Source organism: Flavobacterium sp. HNIBRBA15423, from assembly GCF_052655965.1.
The window spans coordinates 3,147,735-3,168,850 of sequence record NZ_CP199751.1 but is presented as its reverse complement, the minus strand read 5'-3'; the positions used below and the strand labels follow the sequence as shown (position 1 = coordinate 3,168,850).

Annotated in this window: 18 protein-coding genes; 6 read left to right on the top strand and 12 right to left on the bottom strand. The window is 29.6% G+C overall.

The window, feature by feature from the left end:
- Nucleotides 1-146: 146 nt before the first annotated feature.
- Nucleotides 147-1,670, bottom strand: coding sequence for a GH3 auxin-responsive promoter family protein (locus tag ACULEV_RS14320; protein ID WP_445455722.1), 1,524 nt, complete (start codon nt 1,668-1,670; stop codon nt 147-149).
- Between the two features lie 98 nt (nt 1,671-1,768).
- On the opposite strand from ACULEV_RS14320, the gene ACULEV_RS14315 reads away from it, so the two are divergent.
- The 3 genes from ACULEV_RS14315 (at nt 1,769) to ACULEV_RS14305 (ending at nt 3,617) form a co-directional block, all read left to right on the top strand.
- Complete coding sequence (locus ACULEV_RS14315) at nt 1,769-2,560, top strand: DUF2797 domain-containing protein (protein ID WP_445458554.1); 792 nt, start codon at nt 1,769-1,771, stop codon at nt 2,558-2,560.
- Between the two features lie 90 nt (nt 2,561-2,650).
- Entirely contained in the window at nt 2,651-3,019 is a 369-nt protein-coding gene (locus tag ACULEV_RS14310; RefSeq protein WP_445455721.1) for a hypothetical protein, read from the top strand.
- Between the two features lie 76 nt (nt 3,020-3,095).
- A complete protein-coding gene (locus ACULEV_RS14305; protein WP_445455720.1) occupies nt 3,096-3,617 on the top strand; it encodes a ferritin in 522 nt (173 codons plus the stop codon).
- Between the two features lie 47 nt (nt 3,618-3,664).
- On the opposite strand, the gene ACULEV_RS14300 is transcribed toward ACULEV_RS14305, so the two are convergent.
- From ACULEV_RS14300 to sppA, 5 genes are all read right to left on the bottom strand, one after another.
- The gene (locus tag ACULEV_RS14300; protein WP_445455719.1) at nt 3,665-3,922 is read right to left on the bottom strand and encodes a (2Fe-2S) ferredoxin domain-containing protein; all 258 of its coding nucleotides are present in this window, start codon (nt 3,920-3,922) and stop codon (nt 3,665-3,667) included.
- Nucleotides 3,923-3,936: 14 nt separating this feature from the next.
- A complete protein-coding gene (locus ACULEV_RS14295) occupies nt 3,937-4,365 on the bottom strand; it encodes an META domain-containing protein (protein ID WP_445455718.1) in 429 nt (142 codons plus the stop codon).
- Between the two features lie 108 nt (nt 4,366-4,473).
- On the bottom strand, nt 4,474-7,089 hold the full coding sequence (locus tag ACULEV_RS14290) for an AsmA family protein (protein ID WP_445455717.1): 2,616 nt from the start codon (nt 7,087-7,089) through the stop codon (nt 4,474-4,476).
- Nucleotides 7,090-7,189: 100 nt separating this feature from the next.
- Entirely contained in the window at nt 7,190-7,897 is a 708-nt protein-coding gene (locus ACULEV_RS14285; RefSeq protein WP_445455716.1) for a queuosine precursor transporter, read from the bottom strand.
- A gap of 91 nt (nt 7,898-7,988) precedes the next feature.
- Nucleotides 7,989-9,755: a signal peptide peptidase SppA gene (gene sppA / locus ACULEV_RS14280; protein ID WP_445455715.1), complete on the bottom strand. Its 1,767-nt coding sequence runs from the start codon at nt 9,753-9,755 to the stop codon at nt 7,989-7,991.
- Nucleotides 9,756-9,875: 120 nt separating this feature from the next.
- Here sppA and folK point away from each other — a divergent pair, with 120 nt between their 5' ends.
- From folK to ACULEV_RS14265, 3 genes are all read left to right on the top strand, one after another.
- Complete coding sequence (folK, locus tag ACULEV_RS14275) at nt 9,876-11,015, top strand: 2-amino-4-hydroxy-6-hydroxymethyldihydropteridine diphosphokinase (RefSeq protein WP_445455714.1); 1,140 nt, start codon at nt 9,876-9,878, stop codon at nt 11,013-11,015.
- A gap of 265 nt (nt 11,016-11,280) precedes the next feature.
- The gene (locus ACULEV_RS14270) at nt 11,281-12,420 is read left to right on the top strand and encodes a sensor histidine kinase (protein ID WP_445455713.1); all 1,140 of its coding nucleotides are present in this window, start codon (nt 11,281-11,283) and stop codon (nt 12,418-12,420) included.
- Between the two features lie 7 nt (nt 12,421-12,427).
- Nucleotides 12,428-12,817 (top strand): response regulator, encoded by a 390-nt coding sequence (locus ACULEV_RS14265; RefSeq protein ID WP_445455712.1) that lies wholly within the window; start codon nt 12,428-12,430, stop codon nt 12,815-12,817.
- A 121-nt stretch (nt 12,818-12,938) separates the two neighbouring features.
- Here ACULEV_RS14265 and ACULEV_RS14260 read toward each other — a convergent pair whose 3' ends face one another.
- The 6 genes from ACULEV_RS14260 to ACULEV_RS14235 all read right to left on the bottom strand — a co-directional run bounded on the left by ACULEV_RS14260 (nt 12,939) and on the right by ACULEV_RS14235 (nt 21,061).
- A complete protein-coding gene (locus ACULEV_RS14260; protein WP_445455711.1) occupies nt 12,939-13,787 on the bottom strand; it encodes a thiopeptide-type bacteriocin biosynthesis protein in 849 nt (282 codons plus the stop codon).
- A gap of 20 nt (nt 13,788-13,807) precedes the next feature.
- Nucleotides 13,808-15,994 (bottom strand): lantibiotic dehydratase family protein, encoded by a 2,187-nt coding sequence (locus tag ACULEV_RS14255; protein WP_445455710.1) that lies wholly within the window; start codon nt 15,992-15,994, stop codon nt 13,808-13,810.
- A 322-nt stretch (nt 15,995-16,316) separates the two neighbouring features.
- Nucleotides 16,317-17,447, bottom strand: coding sequence for a DinB family protein (locus tag ACULEV_RS14250; protein WP_445455709.1), 1,131 nt, complete (start codon nt 17,445-17,447; stop codon nt 16,317-16,319).
- Nucleotides 17,448-17,514: 67 nt separating this feature from the next.
- Nucleotides 17,515-19,173, bottom strand: a complete 1,659-nt coding sequence (locus ACULEV_RS14245; RefSeq protein ID WP_445455708.1) for a S8 family peptidase — start codon at nt 19,171-19,173, stop codon at nt 17,515-17,517.
- Nucleotides 19,173-20,825: a S8 family peptidase gene (locus ACULEV_RS14240; RefSeq protein ID WP_445455707.1), complete on the bottom strand. Its 1,653-nt coding sequence runs from the start codon at nt 20,823-20,825 to the stop codon at nt 19,173-19,175. Before ACULEV_RS14240 ends, ACULEV_RS14245 begins: the two co-directional genes overlap by 1 nt.
- A gap of 11 nt (nt 20,826-20,836) precedes the next feature.
- Nucleotides 20,837-21,061, bottom strand: coding sequence for a hypothetical protein (locus tag ACULEV_RS14235; RefSeq protein ID WP_445455706.1), 225 nt, complete (start codon nt 21,059-21,061; stop codon nt 20,837-20,839).
- Nucleotides 21,062-21,116 lie beyond the last annotated feature (55 nt).

The following is a 21,116-nucleotide window of genomic DNA, read 5'->3' as shown; positions in this document are numbered from 1 at the left end:
GAGTATATTGTATTATTTTCTGTGGTTCTTTAAACTCAATTTGACATCTTCTGTAAGGCCCACATTTGTATCTTCTAGGTCCACATGAAGAAAATAGAATAGAAGAGAAAATTAGTATAGTAATGGTTTTCATAAGCAAATAAATTTTATAATTGATAGACTTGGTGTTGTAATAATTCCTCTAAATAAACTCTATCATTAGATAGTCTAGGTATTTTATGCTGACCTCCTAATTTATCTTTTTCTTTTAGCCAATCATAAAATAAATTAGTTTTAGCAATATTAATAACTAACGGATTTAGTGTCATGTTATTGTGTCTTTTTGCTTCATAATCAGAATTTAAGAGTTGTAGATTCTTGTCTAATAATGCTGAAAAAGAGTCTATATCTAATGGTTTTATTTTAAATTCAATAATCCATTCATGTGCTCCTTTTGTTTTATCTTTCATGAAAATAGGAGCTACAGTATAGTCGGTAACTTCACAATTTAATTCCTGACAAGTTTTTGCAATAGCTTTGTCGGTATTTTCAACCATTAATTCTTCTCCAAAAACATTTATATGATGTTTGGTACGACCAGTAACTACAATTCGATAAGGATTTATCGAAGTAAATCGTATTGTATCACCAATTAAATACCTCCATAATCCAGAATTTGTAGAAATGACTAAAGCATAATTTTTATTAATTTCTACTTCATCTAACCGAATTGCTTTTTGATTACTTGTGCCAAAGGTATCCATTGGAATGAATTCGTAAAAAATACCATAATCAAGCATTAATAATAATTCATTGGAATCATTTTTATCTTGAATGGCAAAAAAACCTTCGGAAGCATTGTAAATTTCATAGTATCTAAAATTATCTTTTGGAAACAATTTTTTATACGGCTCTCTATACGGTTCAAAATTAACACCTCCATGAAAATAGACTTCAGCGTTTGGCCAAATTTCTAATAGATTGTTTTTGCCAGTGGTTTCTAAGGATTTGTTTAATAAGACCATCATCCAGCTAGGAACTCCTGCTAAACTAGTTACATTTTCTTGAATAGTTTCATTTATAATGGCTGGTAGTTTTGTTTCCCAATCTCCCATTAAAGAAACTTTATTGCTAGGAGTAGAGCTAAATTCGGCCCAAATAGGCATGTTATCTATCAAAATAGCTGATAAATCGCCAAAAAAAGTATTATTGTCTTCATATAGTTGTTTGCTTCCGCCTAAACGTAAACTTTTACCAGTAAATAGCTGTGAGTCTTCGTTATTGTTTAAATATAAGCACAATAAATCTTTACTTGCTTTATAGTGACAAAGGTCTAATGTTTCATTACTAACAGGAATGAATTTGCTTTTTGAATTTGTAGTACCACTCGATTTAGCAAACCATTTAATTGGCGTGTTCCAAAAAACATTTTGCTCTCCTTTTCTAGTTTGTTCAATAAGAGATTCTAAATCTTCGTAAGTTGAAATGGGAACTCTTTCGGAAAAAGCACGATAGCTTTTTATTGTTGAAAAATCATATTTTTTACCCAAATAAGTGCTTTCTGCCGATTTCACTAAGTTAAAAAGCAGCTCTTCCTGAACTTCATGAGGATACTTTAAAAACAATTCCATTTGATGAATCCGTTTTTTTAAAATCCAAGAAGCAATTGAGTTTATGATAGGAAATGCCATTTTTAGAATTACAAATTATGAATTATAAAATACGAATGATAACTTTACCAAAAATAACATTTTTTTTAAATCTAAACCCATTAAAAATTAAAAAGCACATGACATATCAAGGTGTACTTCAAAAAATGCAAACGGAATTAGCAAACCCTATTCAATATTATTTGGTTTTTGAAGATAGTTTTTTAAATGTCAATCAATTATTAGACAAGGAAATAGAGCTAGAATTTCAAGGATATCAATGCTTGAATTGCAATAAACAAAAGAAAATTTTTAGACAAGGATTTTGCTACGATTGTTTTATGAGTAGTCCTGCAGTAGGCGATTGGATTATGAGACCTGAATTAAGCACAGCGCATCTAGATATCGAAGATAGAGATTTAGAATATGAAAAAAGAGTGCAATTACAACCTCATATAGTATATTTAGCCTTATCTAGCGAAGTAAAAGTAGGAGTAACAAGAAAAACACAAGTGCCAACAAGATGGATAGATCAAGGAGCAGTTAAAGCAGTTCCTATTGTAGAAGTGCCTAATCGTTATCTGGCAGGAATTACGGAGATTGCTTTGAAAAATCATTTTGTAGATAAAACAAGTTGGCAAAAAATGCTTAAAAATGAAGTTTTACATGCAGATTTATCAGAAGAAAGAAAAAAAACATTTGGTTGGTTACCAAAAGAAGTACAACCCTATTTTTCAGAGGAAGCTACACTCTACAATTTAGAATTCCCAGTCTTACAGTATCCCAAAAAAATTATTGGCTTAAATCTTGATAAAACACCTCTTTATACAGGAAAAGTTATGGGTATAAAAGGACAGTATCTATTATTTGAAGATGGAACCGTTTTTAATATTCGTTCTTATGAAGGTTATGTGGTAAAGATGAGCGTGTAAGTAAAAATTCATTTCTTATTTGGATTAAATATAAATAATTTTGTAATTCAAATTTAAGTTCTTATTTTTGCACTAAATATTTTGAGATTTATGGCTGTTAACAATAATTTTGAAAATGCCATTTTGTTTGAAAGCAAAAATGGATATAGTTATCAATGTGATAAAACAAATAGCATCGTTATTAATTTTAGTGGGATAACTTCAAAATATAAAATTCAAGATTTTTTAATTTTTCAGAGAAAAGTGAATAGTGTTAATATTCTAGATATGCTATATGATTTATCTGATAAATGCGATTTTAAATTAATCGAAACTACCCAAAAGAAATTTTCAAGAAATCTTACTATCTGTGAAATCGTACAACTTAGAGAGTTGTTAAATGGAACTAAGTTTGCATTAGTACTTAATTCAATGCTTAATGAAGTATTAAGTGATGTAGCCGTTTCTTATTTAGATTAAATTCAAATTCATTCGCAATTTATTAAAGTCAGATTTATTTCAGTAAATTTATATTGAAATATAAAAATGACAGAAAATGAAAGATTTATTGAGAAGAAATTCTGCCTTGAATGAAGGAGTTGAAAAGTTATTAAACCTACAATCAAAAATAGAATGTGACGCTTCTACAAAATATTTAGCAATGGCAGCATGGTTAGATAGAAATGGCTATGTAGAAACAGCAGCCTATATGTACAAGCAATCTGAAGAAGAACGTGAGCATTTCCTTAAAGTTTTTAAATATATTACAGAAATGGGTGGAATTGCCATAACTCCAGATGTATCAAAAGTGCAACAAGAGTTTGAATCTTTTCGCGATGTTTTTGAGATTGCTTTACAAAATGAAATTACAGTGACTAACGCAGTAAACAAAGTAATTGCAAAATGCAGACTAGAAAATGATTATGCTACAGAAGAATTTATGATGTGGTATGTTAAAGAGCAACGAGAAGAAGAAAAGAATGCACGTAGAGCTTTAGAACTTTTTGATTTAATTGACGAAGATTCAGCTTGTGGTAAGTTTGAATTAGACAAACAAATTGCAAAAGTAGGAGTTTAAACAAATAATGAAAAAGAGCCCTTTATAATTTTATAAAGGGCTCTTTTTTATGAAATTAATTTAGCCATTATAGTTTTAGCTTGTTCTAAATCTACTTTGTCAAACCATTTGTTTTCGGATTGAGAATATAGAATAGGAGCATTTTTACAACGATCAGAACACTCCATTTTAAAAATTTCAACTTCCTTTTTTAAATGATTTTCTTTGATTGTTGTTTTAAAATACTTTTTTATTTCCTTGTGCTTACCACATTTACTTCCATCGCACATAAATAAAGCTTTTGAAGGAAATTCAATCTTACTCATAAGTATAAATTTAGTTAATTAATCTTTTTTTTAAATCGCATCATTGGAACATCATTCAACATTAAAGTAAGTTTTCCTTCTTCATCAAAACCATATTGATTTATTTTTTCCATCATATTCACGAAAACTTTTTCACCTTCACCACAATACATCATTGTAGTAGGTCCAGGTTCTCCAAAAGATATAGCCGACTCATTTAAAGTATATTTAGCAGTATATCCGTTGCAACTATTATTGCCTCTAACTTCACTGGTTTCTTTGTCAAAAATAAGATAAGGTTTCTTGTCTGGAAAAAGCCCTTCAAAAGCGATGCGTGGTCCAGAAATATATTCTAATTCCCACGTGGTGTTATAAAGCATATTGTCATTCACTACTTTTTTGGTGCCACAAGAACTAATAATTAAAGTGAAAATTGCAATTAATAAAATGGTTTGTGTTTTCATGATAATAAAGATTATTGTTTACTGTTTATTTGTTATTCCAAATATAAAAAACAAATCCCCATTTCAATTAAGAAACAGAGATTTGTAATTGAAAATTAGGTCTAAAATCTATTCGTCTTTCTTTTTCTTACCACCAAGTAAACCTCCTAATACATTTTTAACTTCGTTTTTTACATTCTCTTTTGGAGTAGTGGTAGTTTTTGTAGTGTCTGTTTTAGTTCCGTTGGCATTACCATTAAATAAATTAGTCAATGCACTTGTCCCTTCATTAATTAATTTCTCTTTTTGCATTTTCACAATTTGAGAAGCTAAATTAGTTGTTGCCTGTGTTAAATCGGTTTTAATGTTTGGATTGCTAAAATTTCCTGTTAAGTTAGCTGTTACGGGAACACTTTCAATTTTTTGCTGATCAGCAGGAGTTAATTTAGTTAATAAACTAGTAACTTCTGTTCCTAAATATTTAGCAGGCACATCAAATTTTACATCATAATTCATAGATTGATCAAAACCATGAGTTCCACCCACAGTCATGTTAATATCTTGATAAACTAAATTCATTGGTTTTAAAGCTACTTTTCCATCTTTGAAAGATAATGAAGCTTTTACATCATTTAAATTTAATTTGCTAACGTCTAAAAATTTTACATTAGAACTTAAAGCGGTTAGTAAAGTAGAATTTTTCTCGTTTATTGTTGTCGAAAGCAACTGTCCAACTAAATCACCAGAAATTGTTTTTAAGTTAGGAGTCATGTCATCTGTTAAATCTCCAGATAACTTAATGGTAGAATTTAATTTTCCATTAATAACATTAGCAATAGGAGCTATGTTTTTTAGCATTTCTAATTGGGTAAAAGACTCAGCAATATTTACTGCATTTAAGCCTAAATTCATATTAAATTTTGGTTTTGCTCCTTTAGTAGAAACCATTCCTGTTAATCCAATATTTCCGCCAAAAACGTCCATGCTTAGGTTGCTCAATGAGATTGCTTCATCTTTAATTGCTAGGTTTCCGCTTACATTTTTTAAGTCTAAATTATCATATACCACTGTTCCAGCTTTAGCACTAATACTGCAATCTAAAAAAGCAGGTATTTTGACAGCTTCAGTTGTGGTTTTTTTACCATCTTCTGAAGTGGTTGTTGTAGGAGACATAAAATCTGAAACGACTAATCGAGAAGAATTCATGTCAAATTTCCCTTTAAGAACTTGTTTTTTAAACAAAAAGCCATACAAATTATCTAAACCACCATTAACTTGAATGTCAGATGAACCTGTTTTTGCATCAAATTCATTCAGTCTAATTTGATTTGGATTGAAAGTAACAGAAGTTTTATTAATTTCAAAAGGTTTAGCCATTTCTGGACCTTCATATTTGAAACCAGTCAATGAGATATTTCCAGCATTTTGAATGTTTTGATACTGACTTGTTTCTACCGATTTCATATCAAATTTTGTAGTAACATCTGCTTTTAGAATTCCTGTTAAAGGTTTGTCTAATTGCACAGGATAAGCTTTAGTGACGTTAGCCAAGTTGATAGTTCCTTTTAAAGCAGCATCGATAAGAGGATTTTCTGTTAAATTTTTAACAGTTGCCTTTGCGTTAAATACATCTTGGTCTATAGAAAATGATAGATTGTCTAAATTAACATAAGTATCATTCATTAAACCAGTTTCATTAACAATATGAGTATCAATAATGATATTTCTAACCGATTTTGGTAAATCAGGATATTGGAAGGATGCATTATTAGAAGCTAATTCAATATTGAATGTAGGAATAGTGGTTTCAGTAAGTTTGCCATCTACTTTTCCAGAAACTTTAAATTCTCCAGTTGTTTTCACTTGATTGATATTTCCAGCATAAGCTTCAGGAATAAGACCTAAGAAATTTTTAAAATCTGAGGTTGGAGTTTTAAAAGTTAAACTATATAATTGACCGTCTTCTAACATTTGGATAAAACCATTAAATTCTAATGGCAATTGGTTAATTAAAGCCTTGTTGTCTTTAAAATCATACTTACTCTTATCTAAGTCAATTCCTAAAACAGCATCTAGCGACAAAGCAACGTTTTTCATGAAATTAGTATTATCCATGTTAAAAGAAACTTTTGCAGTTGTTTTAGTCTCTAAATCTAATTTTTGTTGGGCAAAATTACCTTTACCTTCATGATTAATACTGTCTAGGACCATTTCCATGTTGGAACCTTCATCTAGATAAGTAAAACGCATGTTTTTAATAGCATACTCTTGAATGTTTAAAGCAAAAGGTTTGCTTTCTTCTGTAGATTTATCCTCTTCTTGATTTTTTAAAGCAATATCAAAATTACCTAATCCATCTTTATTAAAGATAACATTTACAATAGCATTTGTACTGCTAAATCCTTGTAAATTCATAGGTTCATCATCTCCTTTAAACAATTCTTTGATACTCATTTTTAGATTCACTTCTCCAGAATAAAATAAAGTATCCCCTTCAAATGGAGCTTTGTTTATAATGCTCAATTTGTCTATAGTAACATTAGCATTCGGAAAGTTTTTAAATAAACTTAAATCTACATCCTCAAAGGCTACTTTTGCATCTACATTTTCATTTATCGATTTTAAAACCAAAGCCTTAATTTTATCTTTAAAAATAAAGGGAGCCACTGCCAAAGCAAGTAGGATTACTAGAAAAAATACTGCTACTATTTTTAGTACTTTCTTGAATGTGAATTTTTTAGCCATAGTAATTGGATTTTGAAGAATTATAGATTTGTTTTACAAATGTACTACCAAATTAAAAAAGAATGTATTAAGATTCTGATAATTTTTTATATAATTTCGATTAATCAATGACAAGTTCTTGATTTACATTTAGATTAAATCTTCTCCTAAAGTAGTACACAGCTAAGTACATAAATGGAGTATCTATCAATGCAATGAAAATTTTAAAAAAGAAACCACTAATAAATAAAGGTACGAATAAGTCCCAACTCAATATTTTAAATGAGCATAATAGAAATAATACAGAAAAGGTATCTATTGCTTGTGAAGTTATAGTTGAAAAATTATTTCTTACCCAAAGCATTTTGCCGTTGGTTATTTTTTTCCAAAAATGATAAACTTGAATATCAATATATTGAGCAAATAAATAAGCTATCATAGAAGCGATAACTGCTAGAGCGGTTTGACCAAATACTTTTGTAAATAACACATCAGTTACTGGAGAATTTTCTATAGCAGGAACAGCACTGGCAATATAAATAATCCCTAGGGAAAAAACAGAAGCAAAAATACCTGTTGTAACCACTTGATTGGCTCTTTTTTTACCATAGATTTCGGAAATAATATCGGTTATTAAAAAAGTAATGGGATAAGGGATAATGCCCACAGAGATTTGAAATAATTTGGCTCCAAAAATTTTTACATCACCAAAAGGGTACCAATAAAAGAATTTTTGAAAGATAAGATTTGAAACTACTAGTGAGCAAATAAATAAACTTGCTAAAATTAAATAGATACGTTGTGCTAAAAGTTTGTCTTGGATGCTCATTTATCAAAATTAAGAATACAAGTTTACAAAAAAAAAGCTATTTCAATCTTACGAAAGAAATAGCTTTTAAAACTAGTTTTATAAGTAAAAACTATTTTATCTTCAATTCAAAGGGCATTATAGCTTGAACCCCTTTTAATTGATTAGCTCTTTTGATTTGTTCTAACAATTGGAAGCTTTCTTCACCTATTTGTTCTTTTAATAAAGCTTCTTTAGATTGAAACATTGAAATTCCAGTAAATTTGCCAATTAAATCCTCAAAACTTTTATCATACTCTGGATAATTTTCTGTTCTAAAGTCTTTAATTTTAGCAATTTTAGCAGCATATTTTAAAGCATCGTCTAAACCACCTAATTCATCAACTAAACCATTTTTTAAAGCATCTGTTCCAGTCCACACTCTTCCTTGTGCAATAGCATCTACTTGTTCGGTTGTCATTTTTCTTCCAGTAGCCACTCTTGTTAAGAAAGTCGCATAAATGTTTTCAATACTTTCTAAGGTAACTGCTTTGAATTTATCATCAATGGGTTCAAACAAGCTATAACCAGAAGCATTTTCATGTGTTTTCACTTGTTCTGCATTAATACCAATGTTTTTTCCCAATTCGGTCATGTTTGGTAACATTCCAAAAACCCCAATAGAACCTGTAATTGTACTTGGTTCAGCAAAAATTCTATCGGCATTACAAGCAATATAATAACCACCAGAAGCAGCTACATTTCCCATAGAAACCACAACAGGTTTTTCTTTTTTGGTAATTTCAATCTCTCTCCAAATTAATTCAGAAGTTAAAGCACTTCCTCCAGGACTATCTACACGTAAAACAATAGCTTTTACATCTTCATCCTCACGAGCTTCTTTTAGAGCTCTTTTTACAGCTATTTCACCAATGATGTTTACATCACCTTCACCACCTCTAATTTCTCCTTGAGCATACACTACTGCAATAATATCTTTTTTAGAGAAATCTGTAGCTGAAGTTGCTACTTTCTTAGCATATTTTAAAATGTCAACTGTTTTGTAATCTTCATCAGATTTTACTTTTAATCGCTTTTTAATCGCATTGTGATATTCATCTTCATAAGCTACTTTATCTACTAAATGCTTAGCTAAAGCTAATTCTGGAGTTCTCGCACCTAGCGAATTAGCGATGCTGTTTAAACTATCTACCGAAATATTTCTGCTTTTTGAAATATCAGTTACAATTGTATTCCAAACCGAGTTTAATAAAACAGTAATTTGTTCTCTGTTTTCAGGACTCATTTCTTGCTTTAAAAATGGCTCAACAGCACTTTTATATTTTCCATGACGAAGAATTTCCATTTTAATGCCAGTTTTTTCCTGTAATTCTTTCATGTACACTATTTCCGAAGACAAGCCTTTGAAATCCAATTCACCTACAGGATTTAAATAAACACTATCTGCAACCGAATTTAAGTAATAATCACGTTGTGTGATAAAATTAGAATAAGCTACAATAAACTTGCCCGATTTTTTAAAATCTTCTAATTTGTCTCTCAAAGCTTTACTCTGAGCCATTCCTAATTGGGATTGATTATTTAGAATCGAAATTCCTTTTATTTGATCATCGGTTTTTGCAGCATCAATAGCGTTAATAATATCAATAACACCATCGTGCTTGGTTTCAAAATAATTAAATTCTTTAAAGTTTACTTTTCCACCATAGTCAAGAGTTACTTCAGACAAGTCTAATTCAATAACAGTATTGTCTTTTACTTTTACGGTATCTTTATCCCCACCCATAATGGCTCCTAAAAAAATAAGCCCAAAAAAGAAAACCATACAGAATACAAATATTCCAATGACTGTGGCTAATACATTTCCTAAAAATTTCATTTTCTATTCATTTAATTTTATATCGTCTATATGTCTTACAATTATATAAAACGTTACATGTTTATAAAAAAATAGAAAATTAAAACAACAAAACTAAAATTGTTCGTTATTTTGCCACAGATGAAAAAACAACATCAAATAATAGTTTCTATAGGAAGCAATCAAGGGAATCGTTTAGAGAATCTTACAACGGCTATTGCTTTAATACATCAAGAAGTAGCTAGTGTTGTAAAAACATCTAAGATTTATGAAACACCGTCTTGGGGTTTTGAAAGTGATGCTTTTTATAATGGAGTACTTTTGTTGCATTCTCATAAATCACCTCAAAAAATACTCTCTCAATTGCTTAAGATTGAAAAAAGAATGGGACGAGTGCGAACGAATGAAAAAGGTTATCAAGCTCGAATTATCGATCTAGATGTAATTGCCTATGACGAAGAAATCGTAGCTACTGAAACTTTACAAATTCCACATCCTCAAATGCAAAACAGAAATTTTGTTTTGTTGCCCATGAAAGATGTAAAAGTAGATTGGATTCATCCAGTTCTTAAAAAAACGGTTTCAGAATTAATTGAAAACACTACAGATGATAGTAAGTGCAAAGTAGCTCATTCCATAAATTCTCCTATTGAAAAATTAGGATTACAGCAGTATAATTATATCGCTATCGAAGGAAATATTGGAGCAGGAAAAACCACTTTAGCTACAAAGATTGCAGAAGATTGCAATGCAAAATTAGTTTTAGAACGTTTTGCAGACAATCCTTTTTTACCTAAATTCTATAAAGACCAAAATCGATATGCGTTTCCTTTAGAAATGTCATTTTTAGCAGATAGATACCAGCAATTAACGGATGATTTAGCACAATTTGACTTGTTTAAAGACTTTATTGTTGCAGATTATCATATTTTTAAATCGTTGATTTTTGCCAAAGTAACCTTGCATGAAGATGAATTTCGCTTGTACAAAACCATGTTTGATATCATACATCGTGAAACTTCTAAACCCGATTTGTATATTTATTTGTACCAAAATACCGAACATCTTTTAGCAAATATTAAGAAAAGAGGCAGAAGCTACGAACAGGAAATTCCAGCGGAATACTTAGAAAAAATTAATCGTGGTTATCTCGACTATATTAAAACACAAACCGATTTAAATGTATTGGTTATCGATGTTTCTGATTTGGATTTTGTGAAGAAACAAGAAGATTATGTGTTTTTGTTGGAACGTATCAAAGAAAAGTTGCAAAAACAGTAAAGAAAAAACAGCAAAAAAACGAGCAACAAAGCACTTAGAAGAGCATTGCTTTGACAAATGATGCTATTTTTTTTGGCAACAATTTTTGTAATATACTATCAGATAAAAAAATCTTACAAATAGATAAAAGAAACTTACAAATTGCGAATTTCATATTTGTTTTTTTGCTAAATTACATCCTTCAAACAAACGGCTACTACATCTAATAAACAAACAACTGCTTCTACTATTTTAAGGAGTAGGTAGAAGTATATTTTTAAAAAATATGATGAAAAAAGTTAGCAAAAACAACACATCCGATGAGAAGTCAGTAGTACCTGCTGATTTTCAAATAATTAATGAAAACGAGGATATTTTCAAACAAATGTTTAAATATTCGGTTATTCCTACTATCATTCACGACATGGAGATGCGTATAATTAATGTCAATGATAGCGCAGTGGATCAGTTCGGATATTCGTATGATGAATTTTTAAAGAAAAGCATATTTGAACTTCATATTCCTGAAGAATTAGAGCATTCTAATGAAGTGTTAAATGAAATGAAGCAGAAAGAAAAATTGAGTGTAGAAACCAGTTTTAAAAGGAAAGACGGATCCGTTTTTGTAGCAGAAGCCACTCCGTGTAAATTCATTATTGGGAACAAACCTGTTATTCATGTATTTATCAAAGACATTACTATTCGTAAAAAAGTAGAGCAGGATGTAGAAACCTACATCAAAGAAATAAAGAATAAGAACAAAGAACTAGAACAATTTACTTACATCACTTCACATGATTTGCAAGAACCTTTGAATTCAATAATTGGCTGGTCTTCTTTACTACGAGAAGAAGAGTTTGAAAATTTAGGGGCTATTGGTACACAAAGCATAGACATTATTGAAAAGTCGGCCAAAAGGATGAAAAATTTTATTACCTCATTGTTAGAGTATTCTAAACTGGGTAGAGAAAAAGAAAAATCCGAAGTACAAGTGAGTGAGTTACTTCATAATTTAACATTAGATTTATCAGATCTGATACAAAAGCAAAAGGTAACACTAACCTTTTTAGGAAAAGATATGAAGTTTGATGCCTATGAAAGTTCCTTAATCCAACTTTTTCAGAATATTATTGTCAATGCTGTCAAATATAAAAAAGAAGATGTACTTCCTGTAATAGAAATAAAAGCGGAAGAATTGCCAGATAACTACCAATTTTCAATTTCCGATAACGGAATCGGTATTGCAGAAGAACATTACGATAAAATTTTTGAAATATTTCAGCGCTTGCACACAAGAGATAAAATAGGAGGAACAGGAATTGGGCTTTCCCATTGTAAAAAAATTGTAAGCATGCATGGAGGCACAATTTGGGTTGATTCAGAAGTAGGGAAAGGTTCGACATTTTATTTTACACTCTCTAAATAAATTAAAAATGAAAAAATTAAAGCGCGTTATGTTGGTTGATGACGACCCTTTTACGAATAAGTATAATGAAATTGTATTGCATCAAATGGATGCTACAGAAAACATTGTCGTTTTCCAGAACGCCAAAGACGCCCTTCATTATTTAGCAGATAAAAAAGAAGAAGTAAACCTCATATTATTAGACATCAACATGCCTATTATGAATGGGTGGCAATTTATAGAACAGTATGAAAATTTAGAAAAAGGTAGAAAAACAGCCATTGTTGTTGTTATGCTAACTTCTTCTATGAATAGTGATGACAAAAATAGAGCCTTAGATTTTAAATCGATAAAAAAGTTTATCAATAAACCCATGACTGCTGCATTGCTAAAAGAAATTTTAGCTCTTTTTGAATAATGGGTTGGTGTAGGAAGTGTAGTGCTATAGAATTTAAAAAAGTGTTGCATTTTTTGAAATAAGTAGTTTCAGTTTTGTGTAAACTGAAGCTTGTTTTGTGCTCTAAATGCTTTACTTTGTTCTACTGCCTAAAACAACACATTTTATAATAACGGTATAAATGATCATAAACAACTAATTCATATTCCCTCTGTCTTGAAGTAAATTGACGATTCAACATCATGTGTATATGACTGCTTAAAAATGAAAATAAATCAACATCTAGATTTGTTTTTAGATTAGGGATAAGAGCTTTAATTTTCTTATTTTTTAACTTGATCTTCTCATAAATAGGAGCAAAGTCATTATCGTTTTCAAAAGATAAAAAAGAGTCAATATCTTTTGCTAAGGTTCTATAGTTTTTGTCTAATTCCTTTTTTAAATTTTTATCAGCGCTAAATTCAAGTTTAAAAGCACTTTGTGATTGGTCTAAAAGTTTTAGTTTGTCTTCGTTGGAAAGATTAAATAATGCTAGGAATTGATCAATTGCCAAAAAACTAAACAATAAGGCTGTGTTTTCATTGTCGAAATAATTTTTCAAATCGATATAAGCTAAAACCAATTCACTATCCGCTTGAAAAATAGATTCCGATGTTTCATAGGTAGTTATGCCATAACGTTCTATTTCCCTAGAATAAGTATCAGTCTGGATTTTCCAAATGAGGTTTTCTTCTTGCAAAGGTTTCAAAATTTCCTGTAAATTCTGTATTACAAACCCTAAGTTTTCTGGAGCAGTAATTTCAAATCGCAAACGAATGTGAGCATCAGGATCATTGTATCGAATAAAAAACCATTTCGAAATCAATTTGTTTTCAATAAGAAATTCGATTCTCTCTTTTAAAAAATCAGTAAGAATAAAATTGGCAGTTTTTACACCACAATAAATTTTGTAATACAACCATTCACTACCTATACTAAATTCTCTTTTCATAAATTAAATAAATTTCAATGTCAATTTTCCCTGTAAAACGACACAATAAACTGATTGGCATATTTTTTACCTTCTTCATCTTTTACAATAGAATCATTGGCAAACAAAAACTCTTCCAGAAGTACTTTTCCATTTGATTTGGCTGTTTTTTGTAGTATTTCAAAACAAATTTCTCTTTCTAAATCTAATAATAAGGTATTATCTCCACTCACAATAGTTACATATCTAGGAATTTGTTTTTTTGTTTTCCAATCTTTGAAATTAGTTCTAAAATCAACTGTTTTCAATTCATCTAAATACACATACCATTTGGCTTTAGCCAGTATCACCTCTTTATAAACCACTCTTGGAAAAGTATTGTAATGGTATCTTAAAACACCCCAATCAAATTTATAAACAGGATGCGTATTTTGTCCTTGTAAATCACATAAAAACTGATAAATAGGCAATGCATTATTGCTATAATTATGCGCATTGGATAAACAAGGAATTATAGCTTTATTTAATTTTTTCGATTTTAAAACAACCGTATTATTAATAATGGAAACCGTTAAATCTTCTATCTCAATTTGTTGTTCTTTGGGTAAAGTACTATTCGCTAAATAAGGAATTTCATAAGGTCTTAAAAAGGGGCGTTTTAAAATATTTCCCGTTCTAGATTCAGGAATATGAGCTATTTCAGCCAAAACACTATTAGGCTGTAAAGCAGCTTCTTTGGTTACAATTTCCTTGGCTAAATGATGAATGGTTTCTTCACCATTACAAAAACGACCTATTAATTTTGCAGCACTAAAATTTCCTAACGAATCCAAAACCAGTGTTTCTTTATCTGCTTCCTGAATTACTTCTATCATAGCAGAAAAAGTAGGAGGTAAGTTGAAATTGTTACTTTCAAAATGTTTAAAATCTTCCTCTTTTAAAATTAAAACCTTTTCTTGGTTTTCTAAAGCAATTTTTAATAATTTTTCTAACAGATAATCTAATTTGCTCCACTGTTCTTGTGTGGAAGTACTCTTGTTTTGCTTTGCAATAGAAAAAGAATCTAATATAGGATGCGAATCATTCATTCTATAACCTTGTAAATAACCAATTCCCACTTCAGAATCTAATACAACAGCAAGAGGCATTTCTCTAGTTTCATAACGATTTAAAAAAGCTTTTTTAAACGCTTCTAAATTTGCATTTAAGGTTTTGCTCTGCAAACGTTCTAAAAAAGAAATAGTTTGTTGGAGTTTTCGGGTAACAGAATGATTTAATGTAGCTGTTTTGGTTTTTATATATAAATCAGTTTGCAAAAGATATTTTTTATCAAAATCAACTCCTAAGTGTGTTACTTTGTTCCTTATTTCTTCTGAAATAGTACTATGAGAAAGAATATTGCTTTCTAAAAACAATAATTTTTCACCTATTTCTTTTAGTAAGCTTGTTTTTATGGCTAAAGAAGAGATAGGTTCTAAAAGAGTAAGCACTCGATTAATTTCAGCATCACCAGTAACGGTAGCTTCTAGATTGCTTACTAGGAACTGATTGTCTATGAGCTCATGAATAAAAGAGGTCGCTTCCTCACGTTCCGCTTCGCTATCTATAAGTAAAGAACTTAATTCATAAATACTTTTTCCTGTTTTACAATTTTCTAAAATAAGCGTTACAAAAGGATTTTTTCTAATGGCAGCAATAGTATGTTCCCGTCTTTTATTTACAAATTTGTATTCGATATAGCGATAAAAAGAACCTATGACATACAAAGACGAATTAGGAACATACAGTAATTTCTCTCTTACAGCTATTTCTTTTCCCAATTCTTGCAAAAGATGCGTCCAAAATTGCATATCAAACTGAGTGGGAATCCTATAATTTTCTTTGTTGCTTAAAGTGATATCTGTTTCCTTTGCAAAATAACCCGTGCTACAACCCGCAAACAAGCCAAAAGGAGTGGCCCTCGATGAAATGCGAGCGATGTATTTAAGTAAGGCTATTTCAAGTTGCTTTACCTTATCTACACTATATTGCGAAGGATTATTGGTATATTTTTCTAATTCCTCCAGCAATTCTGGTGAAGCCAGAGCAATTGCATTTTTTAAATAAGCATTGTGGAGTGTTTCAAAAACCGCTTCTTGACTATAATTTTCTAATAATGAAGTATAATAAGAAACAGGAAATAAAGGCGTTCTTATCACAAACGTGGAAAAAGCAGAAAAATTATTCATAAAAGGTAAAATCTAAAATCAATATTAGAAACCAACAAGAATAGTACTGTGTCATGCTGAACTTGTTTCAGCATCTTATTTTATAAATTATACTTTGTGTTTCAGCAAGGCAAGTTTTTGAAACCAATGTGCTTTTTAAACACAAACTACATCCACAAACTTGTCATCCTGTAAAGGATCTCATTCGCAACTCCACAAACAAAACTATTTTAACTTCTTTCCACAAACTAATTAAATCTGCGAAATCAGCGTGCTCTTTTAAACACAAACTACATCCACAAACTTGTCATCCTGTAAAAGGGCTCACTAGTAAGTCAAAAAATTAGTTTTTAATTGATTGTTCCAATTTTACTTCAGGTTCTGGTGGTATTCTCTTCTTTAAAAATAAGATTTGTCCTAAATGACTGGATTGATGCTCCATAACATGAAACCAACCAAAAAAATTATTCATATTACTATCTTCGTGAACTTCTGTTAACCACACATCATCACGTTTTTTTAATTCAGCTATTGTTTTTGCTCTTACCTCATTAAAAATATCAAGATAATATTGTGCATCATGCCCTCTTAATTCATCGCGTCCACCTTGATCCAAATCTAATGGTACTTGCCAAATCTTTTTTTCTTCCTCATTAAACTCTCTATTTTCAAAAGTATATACTTGATAGTATTTTTCAGCAGCAGCTAAATGCATAATCAACGAACCTATTCTATTGGCTTTTTCATCATGTAAATAATCCAATTCATACTGGGTCATGTTTTTTACCTGATTTTCAACTCGGTCTTTTAAGTTTTCCAGCATAGCTATTAAAGTTCCTATTTGAGGAGAGACATCCTCCATAGGGTTTATCTTATAAGCTTCTTTGTAAACAATGCCTTTTCCTTCAATTAATAAAGCTAGCTTTCCTTCTACTTTGTCAGTTGTAGAGGTAACGTCAAACTCTTTTACCTTTACGTTTTTCTCTTTTGATACACCTTGACTCCATCTTGGAATAGTACCATTTTCAACTTTTTTTTCAAAATCCCCATTGAAAACCTTTACAACTTCTAAAACTCCTTTATCATTTTCTATAAACAATTCAAAATCATCAAAAAAGAATTTACCATTATACAAACACAATCCTCCAAGGTTTAATGTTTTTGAATTTTCATCAATAGTGCCTTCAATAGTATAGGTTTGCCAATCATTTGATTTGATAGGTCTATCTCGCATATTATCAAAAAAACCGGTTTCTTTATTTTTGTTATCAACTCTTGCCCAAAGTCCAGCCCAAGCTTGTTTTTCATCGCTAATCACTTTAACTGAAGCTTCAATTTTAAATTTTTTCTTTGTCTTAGATTCAATAGATAGCGATTGAGTAAAAGACGTCCATTCTCTAGAAATTTCTTTTGCGTTTTGAGAGTAACTAGTAGTATATATAAATAGCGCTAGTAGTAAGATGATTTTTTTCATGTTTGATATTTATGTTGTATTGAAATACAAATTTAATTAAATTTTATTTCTATGTTTTTTCTGATTTCTAATTTCTGATTTTTCTTTTACTTACTTCCTCAGCCATTTTCATAGCATTATAAGTATTTAGTATTTTACCCGTTTTACATAATTCTGAGAAATGTACCATTTCATTTTCTGTTCCTGGTTTAATAACCATTTTATCTATAGTAACACCAGATTCTAAAATAATATTTTTTACTTCTTGAACCGTTAAGTTTGGATAATACAACCAGATTAAGGCTGCTGTGCCAGAAACCATAGGAGCAGCTAGTGAAGTACCTGAGTCATAATCATACTTATTGTCTGGTAAAGCAATATAGATATCTTCACCTGGTGCAAAAATATCTACATTGTTTTTACCATAGTTAGAGTATGGTGTAACCATAGTTTCATCATTTCTTTTAGAAATAGAGCCAACTGTAATAAGGTTATTAACTATTTCTGTTGAATTTACATAATTAAAATCGGAAGGGTAAAAGGGCGTTAAATCAATATTAGACGATGCGTTGCCTGATGTATGAATGACTAATACATTTTTATCTTCTGCATATTGTAAAGCAGTTGTTACTATTTCTTGATTTAATGAGAATTCCTTACTAAAAGACATATTTATTACTTTAGCTCCATTATCAACAGCATAATAAATGGCATTTGCAATATCTTTATCGTGTTCATCTCCAAATGGTGAGATAGTTAAAGGCATTACCTGAATATTATTATGAAATCCTTTAACACCTTTATTGTTATTTCTATTTGCAATAATAATACTAGAAACTTCTGTATTATGTCTCTTCAGTTTCTCATGTGAGTTAAGACTATTATTTCCATACCCTTTTTCTAAATGATGATTTTTTATTCTTATTCTATCATCATAATCAAAATTCAATAATTTTTTTACAATAGAATCTTTGTGTTTACTAGAATTTTCCATTTGTTCTATTGTAAAACTTAATCTCTTAATCATTTTCATGTAAAAAATCAAATCGGGAAATTCTCTACTAGTGTCATTCTCATTAACTCTTTCTACAAATGTTTTGTCGTTAGTTTTGTGTATTTGATACAAACTATCCAATTGTTTTGTTGTATAATCTTCTTTTGGGAAATAATATTTTAAAGTGTCTTTAGCAGGATAATAAGCAGAGATAAGTATTCCTTCTGCTTTTAAATATTCTGTATAATAATTGTACTCGCTTTCATATTTTTTTAAAGCTCTTTTATATTCTCTATACAAAGGAGTATTTATATATTTGAGACTATCTCTTCCTTGAAAAAAAACCTTATTTTTTTTGATAAACCGTACAAATTCAAAATTCGAAAAGGCTTGTATGTTATTATTACCCACTCCAATAAAATTCCATCCATTTACATCATCAATGAAACTATTATTATCATCATCAATTCCATTATTAGGGATTTCTTTTTTATTTGTCCAAATTTGACTTTGTAAATCTTCATGATTCAAATCGATTTGAGAATCAATTGTAGCTACAATAATTTTATTGTTTGATGATTTATTATTCTCATTATACCATTTGTCTAATGAAATACCATGTATTGAATCTTTATCAAAATCTTTATGATGCCAAAGAAATAAAGTATCTGTACTTTTTTCTATATCATTATGTTTATTTACTAATGATTTACAACTAATGAAAATAAATAAAAGATAACAGTGTTTTAACATTATTTATTCCTCTTACTTACTTCCTCAGCCATTTTCATAGCATTATAAGTATTTAGTATTTTGCCTGTTTTACATAATTCTGAGAAATGTACCATTTCATCTTTTGTTCCAGGTTTAATAACCATTTTATCTATAGTAACACCAGATTCTAAAATAATATTTTTTACTTCTTGAACCGTTAAGTTTGGATAATACAACCAGATTAAGGCTGCAGTTCCGGAAACCATTGGAGCCGCTAATGAAGTGCCTGAGTCATATTTATATTGATTGTCAGGAATAGCAACATATATTTCTTCTCCAGGGGCAAAAATATCTACATTTTTTTTACCATAATTAGAGAAAGAAGATACCATAGTGCTATCCGTTCTTTTAGAAATAGAGCCAACGCTTATAAAATTATCAACTACTTCTGGCAATTTATTATATCCGATGTCGTTAGGATAATCATGATACCTATCTATGTCTCTACTATCATTTGAAGAACAATGCACTAATAAGACGTTTTTGTTTTCAGCATATTGCATCGCTTCAAAAACCCATTCTTTGTGCAATGAAAAATCTTTTCCAAAAGACATATTAATTACTTTAGCACCATTATCTACAGCATAATATATAGCCATTGCAATATCTTTATCGTGTTCATCACCTGAAGCAGATATAGTTAAAGGCATAATTTTTATATTATTTGAAAAACCATCTGACCCTAAGCCATTAGAACGAATCGACGCCATGATACTAGAAACTTCTGTACTGTGAGTGTTAAAACTCCTTATTTCTTTTATTTTTGCATTAATTTTATTATTGCCATATCCTTTTTCTAAAATATTTGGATTGTCTCCAATAAAAACTCTTTCATTATAATCTATATTAAGATTTTTCTTCAAAATAGAATCGGTTTGTATTTTTTTATCTTGTAAAATCTCAAGACTAGTTATATTTGATGCGTAATTACTATAAAAATTATAGACTAATGCTAAAAAATCTTCATCTTTATTATTTAACATGTCAGAGTACGTTCTTTTGTCGTCTCCTTTAACTTTATTATATAGATTTGCTAATTTTTCATAGTTATAGTCCTCATTTGGAAAATAATACTTTAAAGTGTCTTTTGCTTTGGGATATATGAAAATATCATAATCTAAAGATTTTTGATTATTTTCATAATACTTTTTTTTATAATTAAGGACTGCAATGCATCTAGAGTATATTTTAAAATTTTCTAAATCCTTATCTTCAACATCTTCTTTTTTCTTTCCTTCAAATTTTTCTTTCCAATCTCTAATAAATCTTACATATTCAAAATTAGCCCATACAATGTAGTTACCACTTTTTGTTCCTAAAAAATTCCAACCATTTACGTCATCTATATATCCATTATTATCATCGTCAATTGTGTTGTTTGGAATTTCGTCTATATTTACCCAAAATTGATCTTGTAAATCTTCGTGATTCGTATCTATTTGAGTGTCTAAAACAGCTATGACGATTTGCTCTTTTATTTTTTTAGGGTTTTCTTTATGCCATTTGTTTAATGAAATACCATTTAAGCTATTATTTAAATGCCATTTCTTATATGTTGTTTTGTTTAAATCATTTTTTTTTAAAGGTTTACATCCAATTAAAACAATTATTAAAACAATTATTAATCTCATTTTATTCATATTTATATTTCTGTATTTGGATCTGGGTCAAATGGATTAATAGGGTCTGGATCATTTGGGTCTCTTTGGCACCCTGGTTTTGTTGAGCAATTTTCACTAGTCTTAGTACCTGTATCTGGATCTGGATCCCCATTAGTTGTTCCAGTACCTCCTACGATTTTTATTTTTTTAAATTTCGCGATTTCATATTTTTCAAATAGAAATTTTGTTTGCTTGCTTGTTTTCATTTGGATTATATTTAGAATCTTTAGCAAATTTAAAGTCTTTTTTAATCTAAAAAAT

What these genes read in the sequence shown, in the direction of transcription:
- ACULEV_RS14320 (WP_445455722.1), bottom strand. Translation starts at nt 1,670, where the DNA reads ATGGCATTTCCTATCATAAACTCAATTGCTTCTTGGATTTTAAAAAAA.
- ACULEV_RS14255 (WP_445455710.1), bottom strand. Translation starts at nt 15,994, where the DNA reads ATGAATAATTTTTCTGCTTTTTCCACGTTTGTGATAAGAACGCCTTTA.
- ACULEV_RS14260 (WP_445455711.1), bottom strand. Translation starts at nt 13,787, where the DNA reads ATGAAAAGAGAATTTAGTATAGGTAGTGAATGGTTGTATTACAAAATT.
- ACULEV_RS14315 (WP_445458554.1), top strand. Translation starts at nt 1,769, where the DNA reads ATGACATATCAAGGTGTACTTCAAAAAATGCAAACGGAATTAGCAAAC.
- ACULEV_RS14290 (WP_445455717.1), bottom strand. Translation starts at nt 7,089, where the DNA reads ATGGCTAAAAAATTCACATTCAAGAAAGTACTAAAAATAGTAGCAGTA.
- ACULEV_RS14305 (WP_445455720.1), top strand. Translation starts at nt 3,096, where the DNA reads ATGAAAGATTTATTGAGAAGAAATTCTGCCTTGAATGAAGGAGTTGAA.
- ACULEV_RS14240 (WP_445455707.1), bottom strand. Translation starts at nt 20,825, where the DNA reads ATGAGATTAATAATTGTTTTAATAATTGTTTTAATTGGATGTAAACCT.
- folK (WP_445455714.1), top strand. Translation starts at nt 9,876, where the DNA reads ATGAAAAAACAACATCAAATAATAGTTTCTATAGGAAGCAATCAAGGG.
- ACULEV_RS14295 (WP_445455718.1), bottom strand. Translation starts at nt 4,365, where the DNA reads ATGAAAACACAAACCATTTTATTAATTGCAATTTTCACTTTAATTATT.
- ACULEV_RS14235 (WP_445455706.1), bottom strand. Translation starts at nt 21,061, where the DNA reads ATGAAAACAAGCAAGCAAACAAAATTTCTATTTGAAAAATATGAAATC.
- ACULEV_RS14310 (WP_445455721.1), top strand. Translation starts at nt 2,651, where the DNA reads ATGGCTGTTAACAATAATTTTGAAAATGCCATTTTGTTTGAAAGCAAA.
- ACULEV_RS14285 (WP_445455716.1), bottom strand. Translation starts at nt 7,897, where the DNA reads ATGAGCATCCAAGACAAACTTTTAGCACAACGTATCTATTTAATTTTA.
- sppA (WP_445455715.1), bottom strand. Translation starts at nt 9,755, where the DNA reads ATGAAATTTTTAGGAAATGTATTAGCCACAGTCATTGGAATATTTGTA.
- ACULEV_RS14300 (WP_445455719.1), bottom strand. Translation starts at nt 3,922, where the DNA reads ATGAGTAAGATTGAATTTCCTTCAAAAGCTTTATTTATGTGCGATGGA.
- ACULEV_RS14250 (WP_445455709.1), bottom strand. Translation starts at nt 17,447, where the DNA reads ATGAAAAAAATCATCTTACTACTAGCGCTATTTATATATACTACTAGT.
- ACULEV_RS14270 (WP_445455713.1), top strand. Translation starts at nt 11,281, where the DNA reads ATGATGAAAAAAGTTAGCAAAAACAACACATCCGATGAGAAGTCAGTA.
- ACULEV_RS14245 (WP_445455708.1), bottom strand. Translation starts at nt 19,173, where the DNA reads ATGTTAAAACACTGTTATCTTTTATTTATTTTCATTAGTTGTAAATCA.
- ACULEV_RS14265 (WP_445455712.1), top strand. Translation starts at nt 12,428, where the DNA reads ATGAAAAAATTAAAGCGCGTTATGTTGGTTGATGACGACCCTTTTACG.